Source organism: Lysinibacillus sp. 1 U-2021, assembly GCF_029916965.1.
Lineage (GTDB): Bacteria > Bacillota > Bacilli > Bacillales_A > Planococcaceae > Lysinibacillus > Lysinibacillus capsici.
The window spans coordinates 3995331-4015080 of the sequence record NZ_CP123966.1 but is presented as its reverse complement, the minus strand read 5'-3'; the positions used below and the strand labels follow the sequence as shown (position 1 = coordinate 4015080).

Below are 19750 nucleotides of genomic sequence, written 5' to 3'. Positions count from 1 at the left end.
GAGAGATTTATCAACAAAAAGCCCCAGAGGATGTCCGAGACTTTGAAGAGAAACTTTCGAGCATAATCGGAAAAAATCTGGACGCATTGAGGCGTGATTGATAGATTTACAATTGATTTTATGAAAAAAGTTCAAAAATTTGGCTCTCAAGCATAGTATAGAAAAAGCGAATTTGATAGATGGGTGAGGATAAAAATGACTGAACACAAAAATAAACGCTTTGTCATTTCTCAGGAAAATTGGTCCCTCCATCGTAAAGGGCACCAAGACCAACAACGCCATATGGAAAAAGTGAAAGATGCAATTAAAAATAATTTACCTGATTTAGTTAGCGAAGAAAGTATTGTGATGTCCAATGGTCGCGAGGTTATTAAGATACCAATTCGGTCACTTGATGAATATAAAATTCGATATAACTATGATAACTCTAAGCATGTAGGGCAGGGACAAGGGGATAGTAGTGTTGGAGATGTAGTAGCGCGCGATGGCAGTAAGGCCAATCAGGCTCCCGGTAAAGGTAAAGAAGCAGGTGACAAGCCTGGCCAAGATTATTATGAAGCGGAAGTCAGTATTGAGGAAATTCAAAATGTTTTATTTCATGAACTAGAGTTACCTAATTTACAGCAAAAAGAAAAGGCAGATATTAAAACAGAAAAAATAGAGTTTAATGATATTCGAAAAAAAGGACTCATGGGTAATGTCGATAAAAAGCGTACCATTTTGAATGCATTAAAGCGCAATGCGATGCATGGGAAAGCAGAAATAACGCCAATCCACAATGACGATTTACGTTTTAAAACATGGGATGAAGTGGAGAAACCAGAATCCAAAGCCGTAGTGCTCGCCATGATGGATACAAGTGGCTCAATGGGAGCATTTGAAAAATATTGTGCGAGAAGCTTCTTCTTTTGGATGACGAAGTTTTTACGGTCAAAATATGAAACAGTAGAAATTGAATTTATTGCTCATCATACTGAGGCAAAGGTTGTCACAGAAGAGGAGTTTTTTACAAAGGGCGAAAGTGGTGGAACCATTTGTTCTTCAGCTTATAAAAAGGCATTGGAATTAATTCAGGATAAATATCATCCGTCTCGCTACAATATTTATCCTGTCCATTTTTCAGATGGTGAAAATATATCGATGGACAATGAAAAGTGCTTGAAGCTAGTAGGAGAGTTAATGGATGTATCCAGCATGTTTGGCTATGGTGAGGTGAATCAGCATAACCGATTCTCAACGCTTATGTATACGTATAAAAAAATTGATGATCCTAAATTCAGATACCATATTTTGAGAAAAAAAGGCGATGTGTATGACGCTTTAAAGAGCTTTTTCAAGAAAAGTGAAGAGTAACATGGAAGTATCCTCAGCACCACGTTCAAAGGAGGGGGCGTAAAATGGACACAAAAGAGCTTCATCGTGCAATAGATGAAATTACCGAAATTGCCTCAAGCTTTGGCTTAGATTTTTATCCAATGCGTTATGAAATTTGTCCAGCAGATATTATTTATACATTTGGCGCCTACGGTATGCCCACGCGCTTTTCCCATTGGAGCTTTGGCAAACAATTTCATAAAATGAAGCTTCAATATGATTTAGGACTTAGTCAGATTTATGAGCTTGTCATTAATTCAAATCCTTGCTATGCATTTTTACTGGATACCAATACTTTAACCCAAAATAAATTGATTATTGCCCATGTTCTAGCACACTGCGATTTCTTCAAAAATAATATACGTTTTTCTAATACAAGAAGAGATATGGTAGAAAGTATGACCGCAACTGCGGAGCGAATAGCTGGCTATGAGAGAGAGTATGGCAAGGATGAGGTGGAGCAGTTTTTAGATGCTGTTTTAGCTATTCAAGAACATATTGATCCATCAATTTTAAGACCGAAGCTATCCTGGAGTGAAGAGGATGAGCTTGAGGAGGAAAAACCACCAACAAAATCACCGTATGATGATTTATGGAGTATAGAAGAAAAAGAAAAAGTTTATAAACCAATTCGACGCAGATTAAAGCAATTTCCTCCTCAGCCAGAAAAAGATCTGTTGTTATTCTTAGAGGAACATAGCCGTGAATTGGAAGACTGGCAACGAGATATATTAACAATGATGCGAGAGGAAATGCTTTATTTTTGGCCTCAATTAGAAACTAAAATAATGAACGAGGGCTGGGCCTCCTTCTGGCATCAACGAATCATGCGGGAGCTAAAGTTAACTACTGCTGAAACGATCGAATATGCCAAATTAAATGCGGGGGTTGTGCAGCCCTCCAAAACATCGATTAATCCATATTATCTTGGGATTAAAATTTTCGAGGATATTGAAAATCGCTATAATAATCCTACTGAGGAAATGAAACGGTTAGGTGTTTTGCCAAATACGGGACGTGAAAAGATTTTTGAGGTAAGAGAGGTAGAATCAGATATTTCCTTTATTCGAAACTATTTAACAAAGGATTTAGCGAAGCGTGAAGATTTGTACTTGTTCCAAAAGAAAGGGAATGAATACCGTATAACGGATAAGGATCACGAGATGGTTCGCGATCAACTCGTATCCATGCGTGTAAACGGCGGCTTCCCATATATTGTGGTGAAAAATGGTGATTATTTGCGGAATGGCGAGCTATATTTAGTTCATGGCTATGAAGGGATGGAGTTAGATCCACACTATTTAGAAAATGTATTACCTTATATTTACCAGCTATGGGGACGTCCTGTTCATTTAGAAACCTATGTGGATAAAAAGCCGATGCTCTATTCATATGACGGCACAAAAAATTATAAACGCAATGTATAATAAAAAAACTTCTATCTGTTGAGGGTACCATCAAGCAGATAGAAGTTTTTTCATCGCATTGAAAAACAAAACCATTAATAGTAGTTTTTAGAAAAGGTCAACAATCGGTTGCAAGCTACTAGCTTTCCTGTGGCAGAGCACAGAGCCTGTTCTTGCCAAAAGGACTTTTTTTGCGACTGATATGATCTTTTTGAAACCAATCTACTCGCCTTCTTCAGTTAATACATCAGTCTCTTCATTACTTTCACTATGGTTAGAGGATGAATGAATATCACTATCAATGACAAGACTATCTCGTACTTTAATGCCTTGTTGCCCACCAGCCTCGTCATTATGATTACCAGCAATACCGCTTCTTCCATTACCGTCAGCAAACTGTGAATTGACGTTGCGTGTATGACTACCGTTACTAGCGTTTTGTCCACCTTGGTTGGCATTTGTGCCTACATCATGATTGATTTGGCCTCCGCCTTCTGCACGCTGCTCAAAGTGAAAATCAGTATTTCCTATATTGAATGTAAAATTTATTGTTATATGATTTTTCCCTTGCTTGTTAGAGGATTCCTGCTCAGGTTCGTCAGGTCCATAAAATTTTTTAGAATTAAAACTAGACATCGTTTTTCCTCCCTTCCATTCCTATTACTATTAAGATATTAGCGCTTCTTGAACCCACCTGTACGTGTAGCCATGTTACCTAGAGAAAAGGTAGGAGTGGCCAGAGGGAAGCTCAACGATTTTTGCTATCTATCCAATAAATTTGTTAAAATGAATGAGATTTGATTATTTAGTGAATGGGAACGGAGAAGCAACATTGAGAACATTTAAAAAGGTTTATATAGAAATTACAAGCGTTTGTAATTTAGCATGCAGTTTTTGTCCACCTACAGCGCGTGCAAAGGGGCTTATTAAAGTCGAACAATTTAATAAAATATTAGATGAAATTCGTCCACATACAAAATATATTTATTTGCATGTGAAAGGAGAGCCATTACTACATCCAAGAATTGATCAGCTATTAGATGCTGCCCATGCAAAAGGATTCAAAGTCAATATTACAACGAATGGTACGCTAATCAAAAAGAATCGCGAGAAAATATTAGGAAAGCCAGCATTACGTCAAATTAATTTCTCGTTGCATAGCTTTGATGGGCATGAAGGCTCCGAAAATCGTGAAAAATATTTAGGAGATATTTTGGATTTTGTGCGAGATTCTAGGGAATACAATACGATTATTTCCTATCGTTTATGGAATCTACAACAGGATCATGTTTCAGATGTTGCAGCTCGTCGCAACCGCGAGACTTTAGAAATATTAGAAAATGAGTATCATCTTGATTATCGTATAGAAGAAAAAGTAGAACCTGGTAAAGGGGTAAAAATTGCCCCGCATGTGTATTTAAATCAAGATCATGAGTTTAGATGGCCAAGTCTCCTAGAGCCAGAGGATGAAGGCAAGGGCTTTTGTCATGCTCTGCGTAGTCAAGCAGCTATATTGGTGGATGGTACCGTTGTACCTTGCTGTTTGGATGGTGAAGGTGTCATTAATTTAGGGAATGTACATGAAAAATCCTTCTCCGACATTGTAGAAGGAGAGCGTGCCAATAAGATTGTTGAAGGCTTCTCAAGAAGAGAAGCTGTGGAAGAACTATGTAGAAAATGCGGCTATCGTCAAAAGTTTGGTATGTAGCTTCTAAAAAGTTACGTTGAAATAAAGAAGCAGCTCCAATGGTCATTGACCGTTAGAGCTGTTTTTCTTTGATTGAGAATCAATCGTATCTAAAAAATCCTTCGTTATACGAACTACATATTTTACCTCGTCTAAATTTCGTTCTCTTAATAATGAGCGATGAATGTCTAGCATGAGGTTTTTCTCCTCAATATCAGTAACGCCAGATAATTTTTGAAAATTAAATAGCTCCTCAGGGGTAATGTCTAATGCCTTCATGATTGTTTCCAAAGTACTTAAGGTAATATTAGATTGTCCATGCTCAATATTGGAAACTCTTCCTTTACTGAAACCCAACTTCCCTGTTCTTTCAGCCACTTCTTCTTGGCTAAGTCCTTTAGATAATCGAATAATCCGAAGTTGTTCACCTACTAGCTTTAAAAAATCTGACATATGATTCACCTCTATGTTAAAAGCTAGTGAAAAACAATGGAAATGACTATACTATTATAGTGGTATAATAGAGAAAAAGTTTCATTAAAATGGTACAATCTTTAGAGTAATACTTTTATCCAGACAAATGACCTAAATAAATAACTAGGCATGCGTTAATGAAGATTGAATTCAGGGTATTAATTGGGACAGAGGATTGGAGGGTTCATACATGGTGAAGCAGTTTTTTTTAGAAGAAATAGCAAAAGTCCAAATTGGTCATTTAATTGTGAACGATCAATATTTTACTAGGGAAGGTACTCCTTTTATCACCAAAGCAACACTCTTGAAATTAATGGTAGATGATGATGCTAGTCAAGTGCCAAAGATTGATCACACGGTTGATTCATTAAATTTGTCACTAGTACCTGCAAAAAGCATTCTTCTCAACAAATTAAATGTAAAGGAAACCATTATTTATCAATGTAAAAAAGCTGTGTGCATCGGTCATGATATCATTGCCATTATTCCAAATGAATCCATTGTTGTTAGTGACTATTTATTTCACTTTTTTAAATGGTATCAATTAAATAAAGAGAAGCGTCATATCCTTCGTTTAATAATCGAATTACCTCCTCTTGATATACAGCATAGAGCAGCTCAACTATTAAACGCTATTCAACATCTATTAATGAATAAAGATTCTTTAGTCACAGCGGTAGAAAAACTTCCACAGTATTTCGATAATGTGTCAAAACAAGTAAATCAGCATTCAAAAAACTTACATCATAGCTTTGACCAGCTCCAATCTTTATATGCGGATATGTTACATAAGATTTATAATGGAGATTTCTTAAATGATTCCTCCTTTCAAATGCTGAGCAATTAACATAAGTCGGTGCAAATGGATTGAGCAATCCTTGCACCGACTTGTTAAATTTCAATAATAATTGGTAAAATCATGGGCTTACGTTTTGTTTGGGTAAATAAATATTGTCCAACAGCTCTTTTAATTTCTCGGCGAAGGACATGTATTTGCTGTCTGCCCTCTTCTTGAAGCTCATTGACGATTTCTTTGGAAAGCACATTGACTTTAGTTAACAGTGCCTCGAAATCTTTAGCATAAACAAAACCACGTGAAATGGTATCGGGTTCTGAAATAAAACCACCGTCAGCTTTATTGAGTGTCAATACAATAACAAGCATTCCATCTTCTGAAAGTTGCTTGCGATCACGGAGGACAATTCCTTCGACCTCACCAATGCCAATCCCATCTACATAGGTATCCCCAGCTGGAATTTTCCGTGTTTGCCTTGCCTTTGAATCTTCAATATCAACAACATCCCCATTTTTCATAATAAATGTATGTCCCTTTTGAACGCCAATAGATTCTGCTAATAAACGATGTTGATGTAACATACGGTACTCACCATGAATAGGGATGAAGAATTTAGGCTTCATAAACGTCAGCATAAGTTTCAAGTCCTCTTGATGACCATGTCCTGATACATGCATACCTGTATGACTGGAAGAACCATAAATAACCTTAGCACCAAGCTGAAACAAATTGTCCACAATGCGAGAAACGCCCTTTTCATTACCAGGGATTGGTGAAGCGGCAAGAATGACTGTATCGTCTGGTAAAACTTTAATTTCACGATGATTACCATTTGCTATTCTTGCAAGTGCAGCTAGAGGCTCGCCTTGGCTACCTGTGCAGAGGACCACCACCTCTTCTGGTGGGAGGTATTTGACCTCTCGTGCATCAATTAACAGATCTTCTGGTACAAATAAATAACCTCGTTCAATTGCAACATCAACGACATTGACCATGCTACGCCCTACTAAAGCTAGCTTCCTATTGGTGGCAATTGCTGCATGTACGATTTGTTGAATACGATTAACATTTGAAGCAAAGGTAGAGATGATTACTTTTCGCTCAGCATGTAAAAAGGCTTCCTCAATATGATGCCCTACAAGTTGCTCTGAAGGTGTCAAACCTGGTCTTTCTGCATTTGTACTTTCCGAGATAAGAACTAGCACACCATTTGAACCGATTTCAGCCATTTTATGAATATCAGCAAATTGGTTGTTAACAGGCGTTAGGTCAAATTTAAAATCTCCAGTATGGACAACGTTTCCTTCTGGTGTGGCTAAAACGATTCCTAAACAATCGGGTATACTATGATTGGTTCTAAAGAAACTAACATCGATTTGTCCTAAATGTAGAGCTGAGTCTGCATGAATTTCAATTAAATCGGTTCCTCTTAAAAGTTTATGTTCCTTCAGCTTTAATTCAATAAGTCCAAGCGTGAATCGGGTAGCATACACAGGGACATTTAATTTTTTTAGTAAGTAAGGAATACCACCAATATGATCCTCATGACCATGCGTGACAATTAATGCCTTAATTTTCTCCTTATTATCAAGTAAATACGTAATATCTGGAATGATTAAATCAATTCCAAGCAGTGTTTCATCAGGAAATTTTGCTCCGCAATCAATAATAATTATGTCATCTGCATATTGTACTACATACATATTTTTACCAATTTCATTTATCCCACCTAGGGCGAATATGGATAATAGCTGTTTACTTGTTGACAACGTATTCCCTCCTATAGTTTTAAATAAAGCCTTCTAAATGCTTTTGCCATAGGTAGTATAGCTTTTAGCATTTCATCCTATACGAAATATACGACTAATTGTATAACGCAAAAATAGAATGGAGAGACAACAAAATCAAAGACAGCTCCGAGTAAATTTTTTAGTTATTTCTCTAAAATCAAGTTAAGAGGAGGTAAACCTTTGTCTAATTTTGTGCAACATGCTATTTTTGAGCATAGATTTTGGCTAGAAATTATGCAAAATCATGCTCAATTTATTCATGACGCTCTCTATTCCTCAGAAAAGGATGCTATTCAAAATGCCCATACGTATATTTATCAATTCTCGCAGCTACTTGCGTATATACCTTCGCTCGATGATTCAAATGCTGTATCTTTTTCAGTGTCCGTGGACGACAATGTTGAGCAATTTAAACAATTCAAGCTTCATCTACTTAGACACCAACTATTGGGGGATATTGGGATTCATTTAACGCCTACGTTTGTCAACCATATGGTCAATGAATTAGAGGAATACCAAAATGTGCTGAATTACTTGAAAAAAGGAGAAGCACCACCGATTTTCCATGAACTTCATCATCATTTAGTTTGGCTTTTAGATGCCTCTGGACATGCAGGCATTATTAATGATGATTTAGATGGTGTTGAGAAGCGTTTGAAGCAAAAGAGTCATGAGTTTGCTCAACACTTTGAACAATTTTACTTAAAGGCCGTAGAATTAACAGGCTATTTACGTACGAATATCGATTCCTTTCCAGCTTTAAAACGATTTAATAAAGATGTTGAGCTAGAAATGACATTATTTAAAACATTCTTAAGAGAATTAGAAGAAATGGAGCTAAGTGCAGAGGTGCTAGGTACATTTACAGCTCCGATGGCGGATCATATGTGGCGTGAAGAGCAATACTATTTAACAAAGCTTGCACAGGCTAGAGAACAAGATAATTAAATCTAAAGGCTATCTAAACTGACTAGATAGCCTTTTTAGTTAGGGATGAATCACTACCTCTGTACCTATTGGCACAATACTGGCTAGCTCTTCAACATCTCGATTTTGCATGCGGATACACCCATGTGAAACAGCATGCCCAATCGAGCTAGGATCATTTGTGCCATGAATTCCGTAATGTTCTTTAGAAAGACTCATCCACATCGTGCCAAAAGGACCGCCAGAGTTTGGCGCTTTATTGATGATAATAAAACTACCTACAGGTGTTTCGTGAAGCATGCGTCCGACTGCAATTGGGTATTGTTTTTGAAGGATATTGTTTTTATATAAACGGAGCCAGCGATTATTGGTGGATATCTCGATACGATAAGGAATTGCTTCAGGGTCGGGCAAGCCGGGGATGATAATTTGTTGACCCATGAAAAGATGGTCAGGCTGAATTCCTGGATTAGCAGCGATAATGGATGCCAAAGGTGTACGGTAATCTTGAGAAATTTGAGCAAGGGTTTCACCAGCTTTGACAGTATGAATCAATTATTATTCACTCCAATGCAAAGATTTATTGCTCTACTATATGCTTCAGATGTTTTAGGTAATGTTAGGAATGCAAAGTTTTTCAGTTTCTGGACAGAATAAACGGTGACATTGCAGGATTAAGGGGCATAAAGATGAAGGAATTTAAAATTACGTATTTTTTTGATGAGGTACATTATGTTCGAAGATTCATTTTTATTGAATCGCAACAAGAGGCAGAAAAATTAGTGAAAAATGAACGCGATCAATATATCTCCTTTACGGATAGTAGGGGAATATACCATGAACTGCACACAAAACATGTACGAGTTATTCAAATAGCTGAGTATCATCGAATAGATAAAAGTGCGAAAGAGAAAGACACATAATCTGTTCAGCATTACACACATTAAAGGTAAAGGAGTGTGACAGAATGGACATCGAAAAAATACCACATGAAAAGAAAATGTTCATGAATTTAAATAGTAAGGACAAGCCTGATATGGTTGAATCAGATACGATTAGTCTTTTCGATCTGCATGAGGATATGCAAACTGTAGATGCCATTCCAATAGAGGAACTCAATAAGCGTGTAAAAAGAGAAGGCGACGAATTAATTGAAATGCAGCCAGATGAATTATAGGAGGTAAAAATGATGAATCGTGAAAAAGACATCCAGTTTACATCTGCAGGTACAAATATTAACGAAGTGAAGCAAAAAAATGCAGATGCAGGATTATCCTATAATGAAGTGAAGGCCCTGTTAGCAAAAAGTGGTGGACGTGGAACGTCTATTTATAGCGACACTGACATTGAAGAAGTAAAACAAGATATACACAGGCATCAACAGTAAAAGTTTTGGGAGGAGCAAGGTATTGAGCGCTCTTCCCTTTTTATTTTACAATGGTGAAAAATAAAGGAGTTGTAAAAGCATGACAACTGGAGAAATGAAATGTCCATTATGCGGAGGCGAAAACCATTGTGGCGTGGCAAGAGGTGAAAAAGAGTGCTGGTGTATGACAGTTAGCATACCAGAAACCCTGTTAACTTCAGTTCAAAGAGAGCCAAATCTATGCATTTGTTCAACATGCATAGATACATATAAGAAAGAGCAAGTATAGTTTTTTACGATGATAAAGGTTGGTAAAAATTGAGCAATTGGTACAATTGTCTATCGCACAACAACCTAGCAGGCATACATTACTCTGAAAGGAGTGTGTCTAATGGCTAAACCAATTGAACTCAGTAATGTGACAAAGGCATATTTAGAGGAATATCAGCGAATCCTCAAAAAAATGATGCAGGGTATGACCTATGTAACCATTACTTGTAGTATCTCAGAAAATTTTATTAAGCAAATCATCCCTCATCAAGTTGCAGCAATCCAAATGTCTGAAAATGTTTTACGTTATACAACGAATATACCTGTGCAAAATCTCGCATTAGAAATCATTCGCACACATACAGAAATGGTTGAGAGTCTTGAAGCGATACAAAATCGATGTTGTGTCGTACAAAATTCAGAGTATGAATTATACGAGTATATGTGTGCTTACAAAGAAATTACAGAAGCTATGTTCAATGCAATGTGTGCTCCACCAGTCTCTAATAGCATTAATATCAATTATCTTCGGGAAATGATCGTCCATCATCAGGGTGGTATACGACTGGCACAAAATGTGCTTAGATTCTGCATCTGTCAAGAGTTAATTCCAATCCTACGTTGCATGATTCAAACGCTGTGTGAGCAACTAGAAGCCATGGAAAAGCTACTGGATAGCTTACAAAATTGCGATTGTGAGTGCTAGCACTAACGAGAAGTTTATATGGGAAGAAGGCGCTAAATCAATTGGGATTTTAGCGCTTTTTCTGCGTAAAGACAGTGTTTAACTAAGAAAATAAGAAATTGTCAATAAAGTGGACGAAAAAATAATAAAGTGTAAAGAATTAAATGAGAATCTATTTTTGTCATTCTATTGTTGGTAAAATATATATGTTTTATTAGTTGAAGGTAATGAAGAGAAATCTATAATTGGCTTTAAAATATTGGTAATTATATTTTACTTGAATACAACTAGGAGTGGGAGCTATGTTCAAAAGGAAGAAGATTAATCAAAGTTATGATTATTTTTCGGCTACGAAAAATTCAGACATCGAAACAAATGAACGTTTTAAAGAAAAATTGGATTTCCTTGCTTTATCTAGAATTAGAAGAGAATCTGTAGGGTTTTTACGTAAAATTTACGAGAATAATCGACAGCATATACTCGATAATTTTTATGCTCGTCTACTGGAAATTCCAGAGTTTAATCATGTCATCAATACACATTCGACAGTAGAGCGTTTAAAAGGATTGTTTGATACACATTTTATTAGCTTATTTGATGATGAATTAGATTTAGATTATGTCTTTAAGCGTCGTAAAATTGCGTATGTTCATGCAAGAATTGGTGTACTACCGAATTGGATGATTTCTGCCTATACACTGATTAATCAATTAATCATTCCGCTTATTGTCAAAGAACTATCTCGTGATGAAGAAAAAATGCTGGATGTTTTATTGTCTTACGATAGCTTAGTAACAATTGATCAACAAATTATTTTAGAGACCTATATTGAAATTCAAGCAGGATCCGTAGTAAATGGATTAGGTGAAATAATTACTTATAATACACAGTTAGATACCATTAAGGAACTGATTGAATTTCAGGAGATTCAACAACAGGAAATTGTAGCAGCAGATCAATTAATGCATGAGTTAGACGAAAGTATTGAAGAAATTGCCACATCAGTTGGTGATATTTCAGAGCAAACAAAGTATGCCTTTAAAAAATTAAATCAGGATTTGGAATCATTACAACAAGTATCATCTATTTTACAGACAACCGATGAAGGCCATAAATCAATGCAGGAAGATATTAGGCGTTTAGTTGAACGTGTAAATAGTGTAGCGAAATTAATGGAATTAATTAAAAAAATAGCAGATCAAACAAATTTGCTGGCTTTAAATGCATCAATAGAGGCCGCTCGTGCTGGAGAAGCAGGAAAAGGTTTTGCGGTTGTTGCAGAGGAAGTTCGGAAACTTGCTGATGATACAAGTACATCTGTCAAATCTATACATACAGATATACAGGAGCTACTTCATATTACCCATAATATTAGTTCATTGACGACTCAATTTTCCCAAGATTTACATCAAGGTGTTACAGATACCTTATATATATCACAGACGCTAGCTGAGCTAAATAAAAACTTACAGCAGCAGGGGGCGCGCTTTGAGGAAATAGCTACAACGACAAAGGTTCAGGCACAATCTGCTACTACTATTTCTGAACGTAACCATACTATTACAGAAAGCATGCAAAAAAGTAAGGTAATCGTTTTTGATATGGGCTCTGCCATTTATAAGTTAAGTAAAATGATTGATGGATACCGATCCACAACAATTTCTAAAAACTTTATTATTAGCCAAGAGGATATTATTGAATTAGCTATTACCGACCATCTATTGTGGAGATGGAAAATCTACAATTTGCTACTAGGCTTTGAAACGATGACGGAGCAGGATGTAGGGTCTCCAAAAGAATCACGCCTTGGCGAGTGGTATTACGGCACAGGAAAGAAACTGTTAGGTGATGAGCGTGTCTACGCAGAGTTAGAACAACCATTTATTTACGTGCATGATATAGCAAAAAAAGCAGTGCGTGAATACAATGTAGGCAATAAAACGGGCGCTGAAAAATACCTAAAAGAAATTACGGATGAATCGTATGCTGTAATTGAAAAGTTAAAAGAGTTAAAGGAAATTTTATTGAGCGGGAAAAAGCAATATATTCATTAAAAATTGGAAAGCAAGCTAGTCTACATACTAGCTTGCTCTTTTATAGATTAATAGGTGGAACACACATAAATGTCACTGTACGCTTTTGGCTATCATAAAGACACCATTCACGGTGATTGATAACAGAGCCTACATTCACACCATATTGTTTGTCTTGTAACGCAATTGGTTGCCCGTAGCGAATACGAATCGGCAGCTTTTTTTGTTGATGATAAAGACCTGATTCGTGACTATGCCCAAAGAAAAATAATGGTTTTTGAAAGGATGGGAAAGTCGGTTGCCAGCTTACATTCCACTTAAATTGATGTCCGTGCATAAGCGTGGCTCCATCAATCTCTATTGTCTCAGGTAAAGCTTTAAAACGTTCAATGCCAGTGACCTGAGTAATACGTTCTTCTTGATTGCCTCGAATAGAGGGGAAGGTTAGCAGTTTTTCAAATTCACTTTCTACTATGGCCGCCTTTTGCAAAGGTAAGCCAGATATGGTTTGTGCCTTTTTCTTACTAACAGTGCATTCATATAAATCCCCTAACCCAATGATTTTTGCTTCCTCTGCTGTTTGTTGAATATGAGCTAGAACAGCTTTAGTGTCTTCTATATTAGAATGTAAATCTCCTAAAAGTGCATAAAGCATTTAAACCCGGCCTTTCCTAATAATAATGGTACAAGTATCATACACCCAATAGAAATTGCTAGAAAAGTAAAATGTCTAAGAATATTTCGTTACTTCAGCTACATATTTTGAATGTGTGGAAAAATTGCCAAGAAATACATTGCCTGATAAAATATAATCGTAATTTTCAGAATTTTAAGAAGTTTAATAGTTTCCCATTCTTGTTTATTCAGTAATAATAAAATGAATGTATGGAGGGCTTATAATGACGAAGTTTATGACAGATATTCTTGAAGACTACGCAGGGCAGCAACCAAATGCAATTGCAACACTGTATGATGGAAAGGCATTAAGCTATCATGATTTTTACCAACGTGTAGAAAGATTTGCGGCTTACTTGCAGGAACAAGATTTTGAAAAAAATGATGTGATTGCCCTATATACGCTCAATTCAGATTTATTTTTAATCGCTTATTTAGGCGTCCAATTAGCTGGATTTATTGTAATGCCTATTAACACTAAATTAGCTGCTCCTGAGGTTGATTTTATTTTTAATCATTCACAAGCAAGGGGCTTAATTTTTGATGAAAGATTAACAGAGATATTAGAGGACGTCTCCTATTCATTCCAACATACAATCGGATTTCACGAAATGAAAAACATAATTGAATATGATAATCGTGTTAGAAAAATTGTGCAATTAGAGGCTGACGATACGGCAGTGGTCATGTATACATCAGGAACAACAGGTAAACCGAAAGGCGTCATGCTAACGCATCAGAATATCGTGGCTACAGCAGATATTTGGTCGTCTTCTATGAAAATGTCTAGCAAAGACAAAATGTTTATTTGTACGCCTTTGTTTCATTGTGCAGGTCTTCACGTATTTGCTATGCCTATGTTTTATCGTGGGGGAACAGTGGTCATTGAAGAAGCATTTTCACCAACTAAAACGTTAGCTCAAATTGTAGCGACTGAGGCAACAATTTTCTTTGGTGTTCCATCTATGTATACGATCATATTAAATACTCCAGGATTCAAGGAACATAGCTTTAATCATTTACGTTTATTATGTTACGGGGCTGCCCCGATGCCTTATGAGCTGGTAAAGCAAGTGAAAGAAGCATTTCCAAATGTAAAGGTTCAAAATCTTTATGGTCAAACTGAAAATTCACCTGCAGCTACCTCTCTGCTAGATACAGATGCATTGACGAAAATTGGCTCAGTGGGAAAACCATTAGCACAGACAGAGGTTTGTGTAGTTGATAGTGAAGGAAAGGTCGTACCAGCTGGAGAGGTGGGCGAAATTTGCGTAAGAGGGCCACAAGTAATGAAGGGCTATTTGCGCAATTCAGAGGAAACAGCAAGAGCGATTAGGGATGGCTGGCTGTACTCAGGCGATTTAGGTCGCTTTGATGAGGAAGGCTATTTATATATTGTAGATCGAAAAAAAGATATGATTATTCGTGGTGGAGAAAATATTTACCCAATCGAAATAGAAGAAGTTCTATATCAAATGCCAGAAATTTTAGAAGCTGCAGTGATTGGATTGCCACATGAAGTATATGGAGAAGTACCAAAAGCATTTGTGGTGTTAAAGGAGGGAAAGTCTCTTGATGAAAATTCGATACTATCCTATTGTCAAACACGACTTGCCAAATACAAAGTACCTTATGAAATTGAATTTTTAATAGAATTGCCACGAAATGCCTCTGGGAAGGTCCTAAAGCATACATTACGGCCGAAAGTGACAACGATTTAAGACAGTTCCATTATCCTTTGGCATAATTGCTATCCAGATTTTTGGGGTTTACGTCTTGGGTGTAACTCGCTATTAGTACAAAAAATAGTTACTAAATCAAGATAAAATAGGAACGGCTATGAAAGTATCGTATAATAGAGTCTACGACAAATTGAATAACAGAATGGCGAAGGGGCTGCTCTTCGCCTTAGAATAGGAGCGGAATTTGTCTTGTGGACGGGGTATAAACGCCTTTTACTTATTGGCATTTTGATTATTATGTTACTTTCAGGCTGTCAGCCATTTTCTCAGCAAGATGCTGAACAAAAAAATCAATTAACGGTTTTAACAGTAGAATTTAATAGCGGGGCACCTATTCCAAATCTCTTCCTTACGGTTACAGATGTACAAACAGGTGATGTAGTGGAAGAAGCGATTGGTTCAGAAGAGGGAGAGGCTATATTTTCGAAGCTAAAGGCAGGGAGAGAATATGCAATTGCGGCAACAACACTTGAAAATAGTACGACAAATAATGGGTATACAACAATCGAGAATTTCACTTACGATACAACAAAGCCCTATTATCGATTACAAACACACTTTTTAAGAGACGATCAGGAGTTAGATGTCCCTGTTGTCATGCAAAACCCTGAGCTGCCACATGGCTGTGAAATTACTTCACTTACAGCCGTATTAAATTATTTTGGGATGAATGTGTCAAAACTCGAAATGACTGACAAATACTTACCAAAGCAAGAAATACGAACAGTAGGCAATCAACGTTTTGGACCAAATCCCAATGAAGCTTTTGCAGGTAATCCTCGTGATAAAGCTCGTGGCATGTATGTTTTTGCTGCTCCAATTGTCAAAGCGGCTGAGGCAGTTATTACCGATAAACAAGCTAACCTACATGTCAAAAATATGAGTAACGCCTCGCAGGATGATATTTTACAGCTTGTGCGTGAAGGTATTCCTGTTGTGACATGGGTAACGCTAGATTTATCAAAGCCTAAACGAAAAGCAGAAAGAGGCTGGATTTATACAGGGGAAACGACTCCGCATGATGCTTTTATGAACTTACATGCAGTCGTCTTAACTGGACATTTAGGTGATAAGGTAGTCGTAATGGATCCTTTAAAAGGGTATGTTACTTACAATGTCGATCAATTTTTCAAAAGTTATCAGGAATTAGGCAAACAAGCTGTAGCTGTTCATAAATAAGCTATAAATCATTAGTATGTTACACTAATAAAAAAGTAAAAGTGAGTTGAGTAGAATGGCCATTGAGCACGTTTTTTTACCTGTTTTACTTGGAGATGAAATGAATGCTTATGGCATGGCTAGAGCATTTTATGAAGCCTATGGTGTGAAGCCACTGGCACTAAACCATACGAACATGGAAAAAATTCAACAAAGTGATTTATGGACTTTTCGTGAGATACCGCGACTTCATATCGAAGAAAGGTTTGTGACCGCCCTAAAAGCCATTGCGGAGGAGTTCCAAGACAAAAAATTACTGCTATTAGCCTGTGATGAATTTTATGTCAAAAGAATCGTAGAACACAAAGAGGAGTTAGCAGAGGATTTTCTAGTTCCTTATGTAGACGCCACACTTGCGCATCAACTTTTAACTCGTGAAAGCATGTATGAGCTATGTGCACAATTTGGTTTTCAATACCCTGCTACACATGTATGCACGGTGAATGATTATGAAGACTACAACATGCCTTTTGATTATCCAGTTGTCATTAAGCCCATGAATATGACAAAATATGCTACTTGTATTTTTCCTGGTAAGAAAAAAGTATATATTGCATATGATAAGGACGAAAAGGACAGTATACTACGTGCTATCTATAAAGAATCAGCTTATCGTGATGATCTGATGATTCAACAATATATACCAGGTGAAGACGCTAACATGCGTGTTGTTAATGCATATATAGGACAAGATGGGAAGGCAAAACTTCTTGCCGTAGGAAACCCTATTTTAGAAGAGCATTCTCCAGAAGGGATAGGACGTTATGTAGCGATTATGACAACCTATCATCAGGAATTAATGGATAATGTTAAGCTATTCCTTGAAGCGATACAATTCCAAGGCTTTGCCACATTTGATATGAAATATGATGATCGTGATGGTCAATATAAATTGTTGAGTATTGAATTACATAATGAACTTTCCAATTATTATGTGACGGCCAGTGGCTTTAATTTAATGCAGTATGTAGCGAACGATTATGTTCGAGGAAGTAAACAACAACTAACATATGTGAAGAACAAGCATCTTTGGACAATCGTACCGAATGGTGTATTGTTCAAATATGTTCAAAATGAACAACTAGTAATGGAAGCGAAAAGTTTAATTCGTCAAGGTATGGCTACAGATTCTATTTTTAATTATAAGGATATGAATGCAAAACGTTGGTTGAATGTTACGCTTGATAATTTAAGCTTTTATCGTAGCTATAAGAAATATTTTAATAACAAGGGTCTGTCTAACACATGAAAAAACACACTTTAGGTATTATTGGTGGCGTTGGTCCACTCGCAACAATGTTTATAGGAGAAATGATTGTAAGACGTACGAAGGCACAAAAAGATCAGGATCATTTACATACCATTATTGATAATGATACAAATATTCCTGACCGTACGGCTTTTATTTTAGATAATTCAAAGGAGAATCCAGTTCCAGTCATTATTGAGGATGCAAAAAAACTAGCTTCGGTAGGAGCAGACGTAATAGCTATCCCATGTAATACGGCACACACTTTTTATCAAGAAATTGAAGATGGTTCTCCTATACCTGTCTTGCATATGATTCGTGAAACAGCGAAGCGTGCTGCTGATTTAGGAGCAAAGCGAGTAGGTATTTTAGCAACAACAGGCACGTTAACATCACAGATGTATCAGGAGGCACTTGAGGAGTTTGGTATTACACCAGTTGTTCCAGATAATGAAATGAGATCCTATGTGATGTCGATTATTTATGATTACGTCAAGGCTGGGAAGGATGTTACGCTAGAAGATTGGCAACCGATAGAAGAGGCGATGCTAGCATTAAATTGTGATCGAATTGTATTAGGTTGTACTGAGCTTTCAGTTGTAAACAGAGATTTGAAGCTAAGTGACATTTATATTGATTCATTAATCGTTTTAGCTGAATGTGCCATTTTAGCATGTGGTTATGAATTAGTGGATTAATTGAAAAGAATCTGCTTGCTTTTCACGGGTAAGCTACAATTCTTGAAAGAGTTGTGGACAGGCTTACTTTTCCGTGTTGAGTGAAGCAGATTTTTTATGAAAGGAAGCAATGTTTTATTGAAACGATTAAATAATTGCTTCGTACATATAAAGTAGGAACCTACGGAGTGTGTTAAACTAGTGTCAAGTAGATAGAAGGTGGGAAATAACATGTCAGTCATTAATTTATTAAAAGAAGAACTACAAGCAAAATGGAACTTTGAAACACCCATGAAAATTCAAGATGAAATGATACCAGCTATGCTTGAAGGCAAAGATATTGTAGCGGAATCACCAACAGGATCAGGTAAAACGTTGGCATATGTCTTACCATTATTAAATAAAGTGAATGGGGCAAAAAAGCAAACACAAGGACTGATCGTCGCTCCCTCGCAAGAGCTCGCTATGCAAATCGTAGAAGTAATTCGTGAGTGGACAGCTGGAACAGACATTACTGTTCAACAGCTGATTGGTGGTGCCAATTCTGCTCGTCAAATTGAAAAGTTGAAGAAAAAGCCAACGATTGTTGTTGGCACACCTGGTCGTTTAAACGAATTAGCACGAGCAGGAAAATTAAAACTTAAAGAAGTCGAAACAGTTATTTTAGATGAATGTGATCAATTACTAAGTCGGGAATACCGTGTTGTTATCAAATCCTTTATCGAAGGTTCTGCCTATGGCCGACAAGTTGTTGTTGTATCGGCTACGATTACAGAGGAAATTGAATTAGTGGCAAGTCGTATGATGTTTGAGCCACTGCGTTTTAAAATTAAGCCTGAGGACATGTTAAAGGTTGGTAAAGTTGTCCATTCTTTTGTGAAGGTAGAAGAACGTGATAAAACGGATTTCCTGCGCCGACTTTCGCATACAGAGGGTTTAAGAGCGTTGGCTTTTGTTAATAATATCGATCAATTATTAATGAAGGAAACAAAACTACAATACCGTTCAGCACCGATTGTCACGCTCCATTCTGATATGAAGAAAGAAGAACGTAAAAAAGCGTTAGATGCATTCCGTAAAGGAGATGCACGTATTTTAATTGCAACAGATATTGCAGCTCGTGGTTTAGATATTGCTGGTTTAACACATGTTATTCATGTTGATGTCCCACGAACAATTGAACAGTATTTGCATCGTTCTGGTCGTACTGGGCGTGCTGGAGCAGATGGGGAAGTATTAACCTTATTATCTTATCGTGATGAAAAAACCTATAAAAAATGGACAAGGGAAATTCCAGGCAAGCCTGTGCAAAAAATATGGCATGATGGCGAGCTGATTGAAGGTAATTCTAAAACAATTGGACAGAAGCGAGGGAAATAGT

General features: G+C 36.8%; 21 protein-coding genes. 16 read left to right on the top strand and 5 right to left on the bottom strand.

What is annotated here, in order from left to right; translation table 11 throughout:
- Window positions 1–195 precede the first annotated feature (195 nt).
- Together yhbH and QH639_RS21290 are read left to right on the top strand one after the other, a co-directional pair.
- The gene (gene yhbH / locus QH639_RS21295) at window positions 196–1353 is read left to right on the top strand and encodes a sporulation protein YhbH (protein WP_131521970.1); all 1158 of its coding nucleotides are present in this window, start codon (window positions 196–198) and stop codon (window positions 1351–1353) included.
- Between the two features lie 44 nt (window positions 1354–1397).
- Window positions 1398–2801: a SpoVR family protein gene (locus tag QH639_RS21290; RefSeq protein ID WP_131521969.1), complete on the top strand. Its 1404-nt coding sequence runs from the start codon at window positions 1398–1400 to the stop codon at window positions 2799–2801.
- 201 nt (window positions 2802–3002) lie between these two features.
- Here the strand turns inward: QH639_RS21290 and QH639_RS21285 are convergent, their stop codons facing one another.
- On the bottom strand, window positions 3003–3416 hold the full coding sequence (locus tag QH639_RS21285; protein ID WP_131521968.1) for a hypothetical protein: 414 nt from the start codon (window positions 3414–3416) through the stop codon (window positions 3003–3005).
- A gap of 196 nt (window positions 3417–3612) precedes the next feature.
- Here QH639_RS21285 and QH639_RS21280 point away from each other — a divergent pair, with 196 nt between their 5' ends.
- Complete coding sequence (locus tag QH639_RS21280) at window positions 3613–4488, top strand: radical SAM/SPASM domain-containing protein (protein WP_131521967.1); 876 nt, start codon at window positions 3613–3615, stop codon at window positions 4486–4488.
- 42 nt (window positions 4489–4530) lie between these two features.
- Here QH639_RS21280 and QH639_RS21275 read toward each other — a convergent pair whose 3' ends face one another.
- Window positions 4531–4920 carry a helix-turn-helix domain-containing protein gene (locus QH639_RS21275; protein WP_004225641.1) on the bottom strand — a complete coding sequence of 130 codons (390 nt, stop codon included), beginning with the start codon at window positions 4918–4920 and terminating at the stop codon, window positions 4531–4533.
- A gap of 211 nt (window positions 4921–5131) precedes the next feature.
- Here QH639_RS21275 and QH639_RS21270 point away from each other — a divergent pair, with 211 nt between their 5' ends.
- A complete protein-coding gene (locus tag QH639_RS21270) occupies window positions 5132–5788 on the top strand; it encodes a restriction endonuclease subunit S domain-containing protein (protein WP_131521966.1) in 657 nt (218 codons plus the stop codon).
- A gap of 44 nt (window positions 5789–5832) precedes the next feature.
- On the opposite strand, the gene QH639_RS21265 is transcribed toward QH639_RS21270, so the two are convergent.
- A complete protein-coding gene (locus QH639_RS21265; protein ID WP_131521965.1) occupies window positions 5833–7506 on the bottom strand; it encodes a ribonuclease J in 1674 nt (557 codons plus the stop codon).
- A 201-nt stretch (window positions 7507–7707) separates the two neighbouring features.
- On the opposite strand from QH639_RS21265, the gene QH639_RS21260 reads away from it, so the two are divergent.
- Complete coding sequence (locus QH639_RS21260; RefSeq protein ID WP_131521964.1) at window positions 7708–8475, top strand: DUF2935 domain-containing protein; 768 nt, start codon at window positions 7708–7710, stop codon at window positions 8473–8475.
- Window positions 8476–8514: 39 nt separating this feature from the next.
- Here QH639_RS21260 and QH639_RS21255 read toward each other — a convergent pair whose 3' ends face one another.
- Entirely contained in the window at window positions 8515–9009 is a 495-nt protein-coding gene (locus QH639_RS21255; RefSeq protein ID WP_281115229.1) for a L,D-transpeptidase family protein, read from the bottom strand.
- 134 nt (window positions 9010–9143) lie between these two features.
- On the opposite strand from QH639_RS21255, the gene QH639_RS21250 reads away from it, so the two are divergent.
- The 6 genes from QH639_RS21250 to QH639_RS21225 all read left to right on the top strand — a co-directional run bounded on the left by QH639_RS21250 (window position 9144) and on the right by QH639_RS21225 (window position 12829).
- Window positions 9144–9377, top strand: a complete 234-nt coding sequence (locus tag QH639_RS21250; RefSeq protein WP_016993469.1) for a hypothetical protein — start codon at window positions 9144–9146, stop codon at window positions 9375–9377.
- 44 nt (window positions 9378–9421) lie between these two features.
- Window positions 9422–9631: a hypothetical protein gene (locus QH639_RS21245; protein WP_004225632.1), complete on the top strand. Its 210-nt coding sequence runs from the start codon at window positions 9422–9424 to the stop codon at window positions 9629–9631.
- Between the two features lie 12 nt (window positions 9632–9643).
- Window positions 9644–9841 carry a gamma-type small acid-soluble spore protein gene (locus QH639_RS21240; protein ID WP_131521962.1) on the top strand — a complete coding sequence of 66 codons (198 nt, stop codon included), beginning with the start codon at window positions 9644–9646 and terminating at the stop codon, window positions 9839–9841.
- 79 nt (window positions 9842–9920) lie between these two features.
- Window positions 9921–10109, top strand: a complete 189-nt coding sequence (locus QH639_RS21235; protein ID WP_131521961.1) for a cysteine-rich CWC family protein — start codon at window positions 9921–9923, stop codon at window positions 10107–10109.
- 102 nt (window positions 10110–10211) lie between these two features.
- Entirely contained in the window at window positions 10212–10796 is a 585-nt protein-coding gene (locus tag QH639_RS21230; protein ID WP_004225628.1) for a DUF305 domain-containing protein, read from the top strand.
- A 281-nt stretch (window positions 10797–11077) separates the two neighbouring features.
- Complete coding sequence (locus tag QH639_RS21225; protein ID WP_237898734.1) at window positions 11078–12829, top strand: methyl-accepting chemotaxis protein; 1752 nt, start codon at window positions 11078–11080, stop codon at window positions 12827–12829.
- Between the two features lie 40 nt (window positions 12830–12869).
- Here the strand turns inward: QH639_RS21225 and QH639_RS21220 are convergent, their stop codons facing one another.
- Window positions 12870–13463, bottom strand: a complete 594-nt coding sequence (locus tag QH639_RS21220; protein WP_131521959.1) for a metallophosphoesterase family protein — start codon at window positions 13461–13463, stop codon at window positions 12870–12872.
- A 244-nt stretch (window positions 13464–13707) separates the two neighbouring features.
- Here QH639_RS21220 and QH639_RS21215 point away from each other — a divergent pair, with 244 nt between their 5' ends.
- The 5 genes from QH639_RS21215 to QH639_RS21195 all read left to right on the top strand — a co-directional run bounded on the left by QH639_RS21215 (window position 13708) and on the right by QH639_RS21195 (window position 19749).
- Window positions 13708–15204, top strand: a complete 1497-nt coding sequence (locus tag QH639_RS21215; protein ID WP_131521958.1) for a class I adenylate-forming enzyme family protein — start codon at window positions 13708–13710, stop codon at window positions 15202–15204.
- A gap of 210 nt (window positions 15205–15414) precedes the next feature.
- A complete protein-coding gene (locus QH639_RS21210; protein ID WP_131521957.1) occupies window positions 15415–16404 on the top strand; it encodes a C39 family peptidase in 990 nt (329 codons plus the stop codon).
- Between the two features lie 55 nt (window positions 16405–16459).
- A complete protein-coding gene (locus QH639_RS21205; protein WP_131521956.1) occupies window positions 16460–17692 on the top strand; it encodes a carboxylate--amine ligase in 1233 nt (410 codons plus the stop codon).
- A complete protein-coding gene (gene cuyB, locus QH639_RS21200) occupies window positions 17689–18390 on the top strand; it encodes a cysteate racemase (protein ID WP_131521955.1) in 702 nt (233 codons plus the stop codon). The genes QH639_RS21205 and cuyB overlap by 4 nt, the downstream gene beginning before the upstream one ends.
- A gap of 210 nt (window positions 18391–18600) precedes the next feature.
- The gene (locus QH639_RS21195; protein WP_004225614.1) at window positions 18601–19749 is read left to right on the top strand and encodes a DEAD/DEAH box helicase; all 1149 of its coding nucleotides are present in this window, start codon (window positions 18601–18603) and stop codon (window positions 19747–19749) included.
- Window position 19750: the final 1 nt, after the last annotated feature.

Bases quoted from the DNA above. Each gene is read 5' to 3' on its own strand.
- yhbH (WP_131521970.1), top strand. From the start codon at position 196: ATGACTGAACACAAAAATAAACGCTTTGTCATTTCTCAGGAAAATTGG.
- QH639_RS21290 (WP_131521969.1), top strand. From the start codon at position 1,398: ATGGACACAAAAGAGCTTCATCGTGCAATAGATGAAATTACCGAAATT.
- QH639_RS21285 (WP_131521968.1), bottom strand. From the start codon at position 3,416: ATGTCTAGTTTTAATTCTAAAAAATTTTATGGACCTGACGAACCTGAG.
- QH639_RS21275 (WP_004225641.1), bottom strand. From the start codon at position 4,920: ATGTCAGATTTTTTAAAGCTAGTAGGTGAACAACTTCGGATTATTCGA.
- QH639_RS21270 (WP_131521966.1), top strand. From the start codon at position 5,132: ATGGTGAAGCAGTTTTTTTTAGAAGAAATAGCAAAAGTCCAAATTGGT.
- QH639_RS21250 (WP_016993469.1), top strand. From the start codon at position 9,144: ATGAAGGAATTTAAAATTACGTATTTTTTTGATGAGGTACATTATGTT.
- QH639_RS21245 (WP_004225632.1), top strand. From the start codon at position 9,422: ATGGACATCGAAAAAATACCACATGAAAAGAAAATGTTCATGAATTTA.
- QH639_RS21240 (WP_131521962.1), top strand. From the start codon at position 9,644: ATGAATCGTGAAAAAGACATCCAGTTTACATCTGCAGGTACAAATATT.
- QH639_RS21235 (WP_131521961.1), top strand. From the start codon at position 9,921: ATGACAACTGGAGAAATGAAATGTCCATTATGCGGAGGCGAAAACCAT.
- QH639_RS21230 (WP_004225628.1), top strand. From the start codon at position 10,212: ATGGCTAAACCAATTGAACTCAGTAATGTGACAAAGGCATATTTAGAG.
- QH639_RS21225 (WP_237898734.1), top strand. From the start codon at position 11,078: ATGTTCAAAAGGAAGAAGATTAATCAAAGTTATGATTATTTTTCGGCT.
- QH639_RS21220 (WP_131521959.1), bottom strand. From the start codon at position 13,463: ATGCTTTATGCACTTTTAGGAGATTTACATTCTAATATAGAAGACACT.
- QH639_RS21215 (WP_131521958.1), top strand. From the start codon at position 13,708: ATGACGAAGTTTATGACAGATATTCTTGAAGACTACGCAGGGCAGCAA.
- QH639_RS21205 (WP_131521956.1), top strand. From the start codon at position 16,460: ATGGCCATTGAGCACGTTTTTTTACCTGTTTTACTTGGAGATGAAATG.
- cuyB (WP_131521955.1), top strand. From the start codon at position 17,689: ATGAAAAAACACACTTTAGGTATTATTGGTGGCGTTGGTCCACTCGCA.
- QH639_RS21195 (WP_004225614.1), top strand. From the start codon at position 18,601: ATGTCAGTCATTAATTTATTAAAAGAAGAACTACAAGCAAAATGGAAC.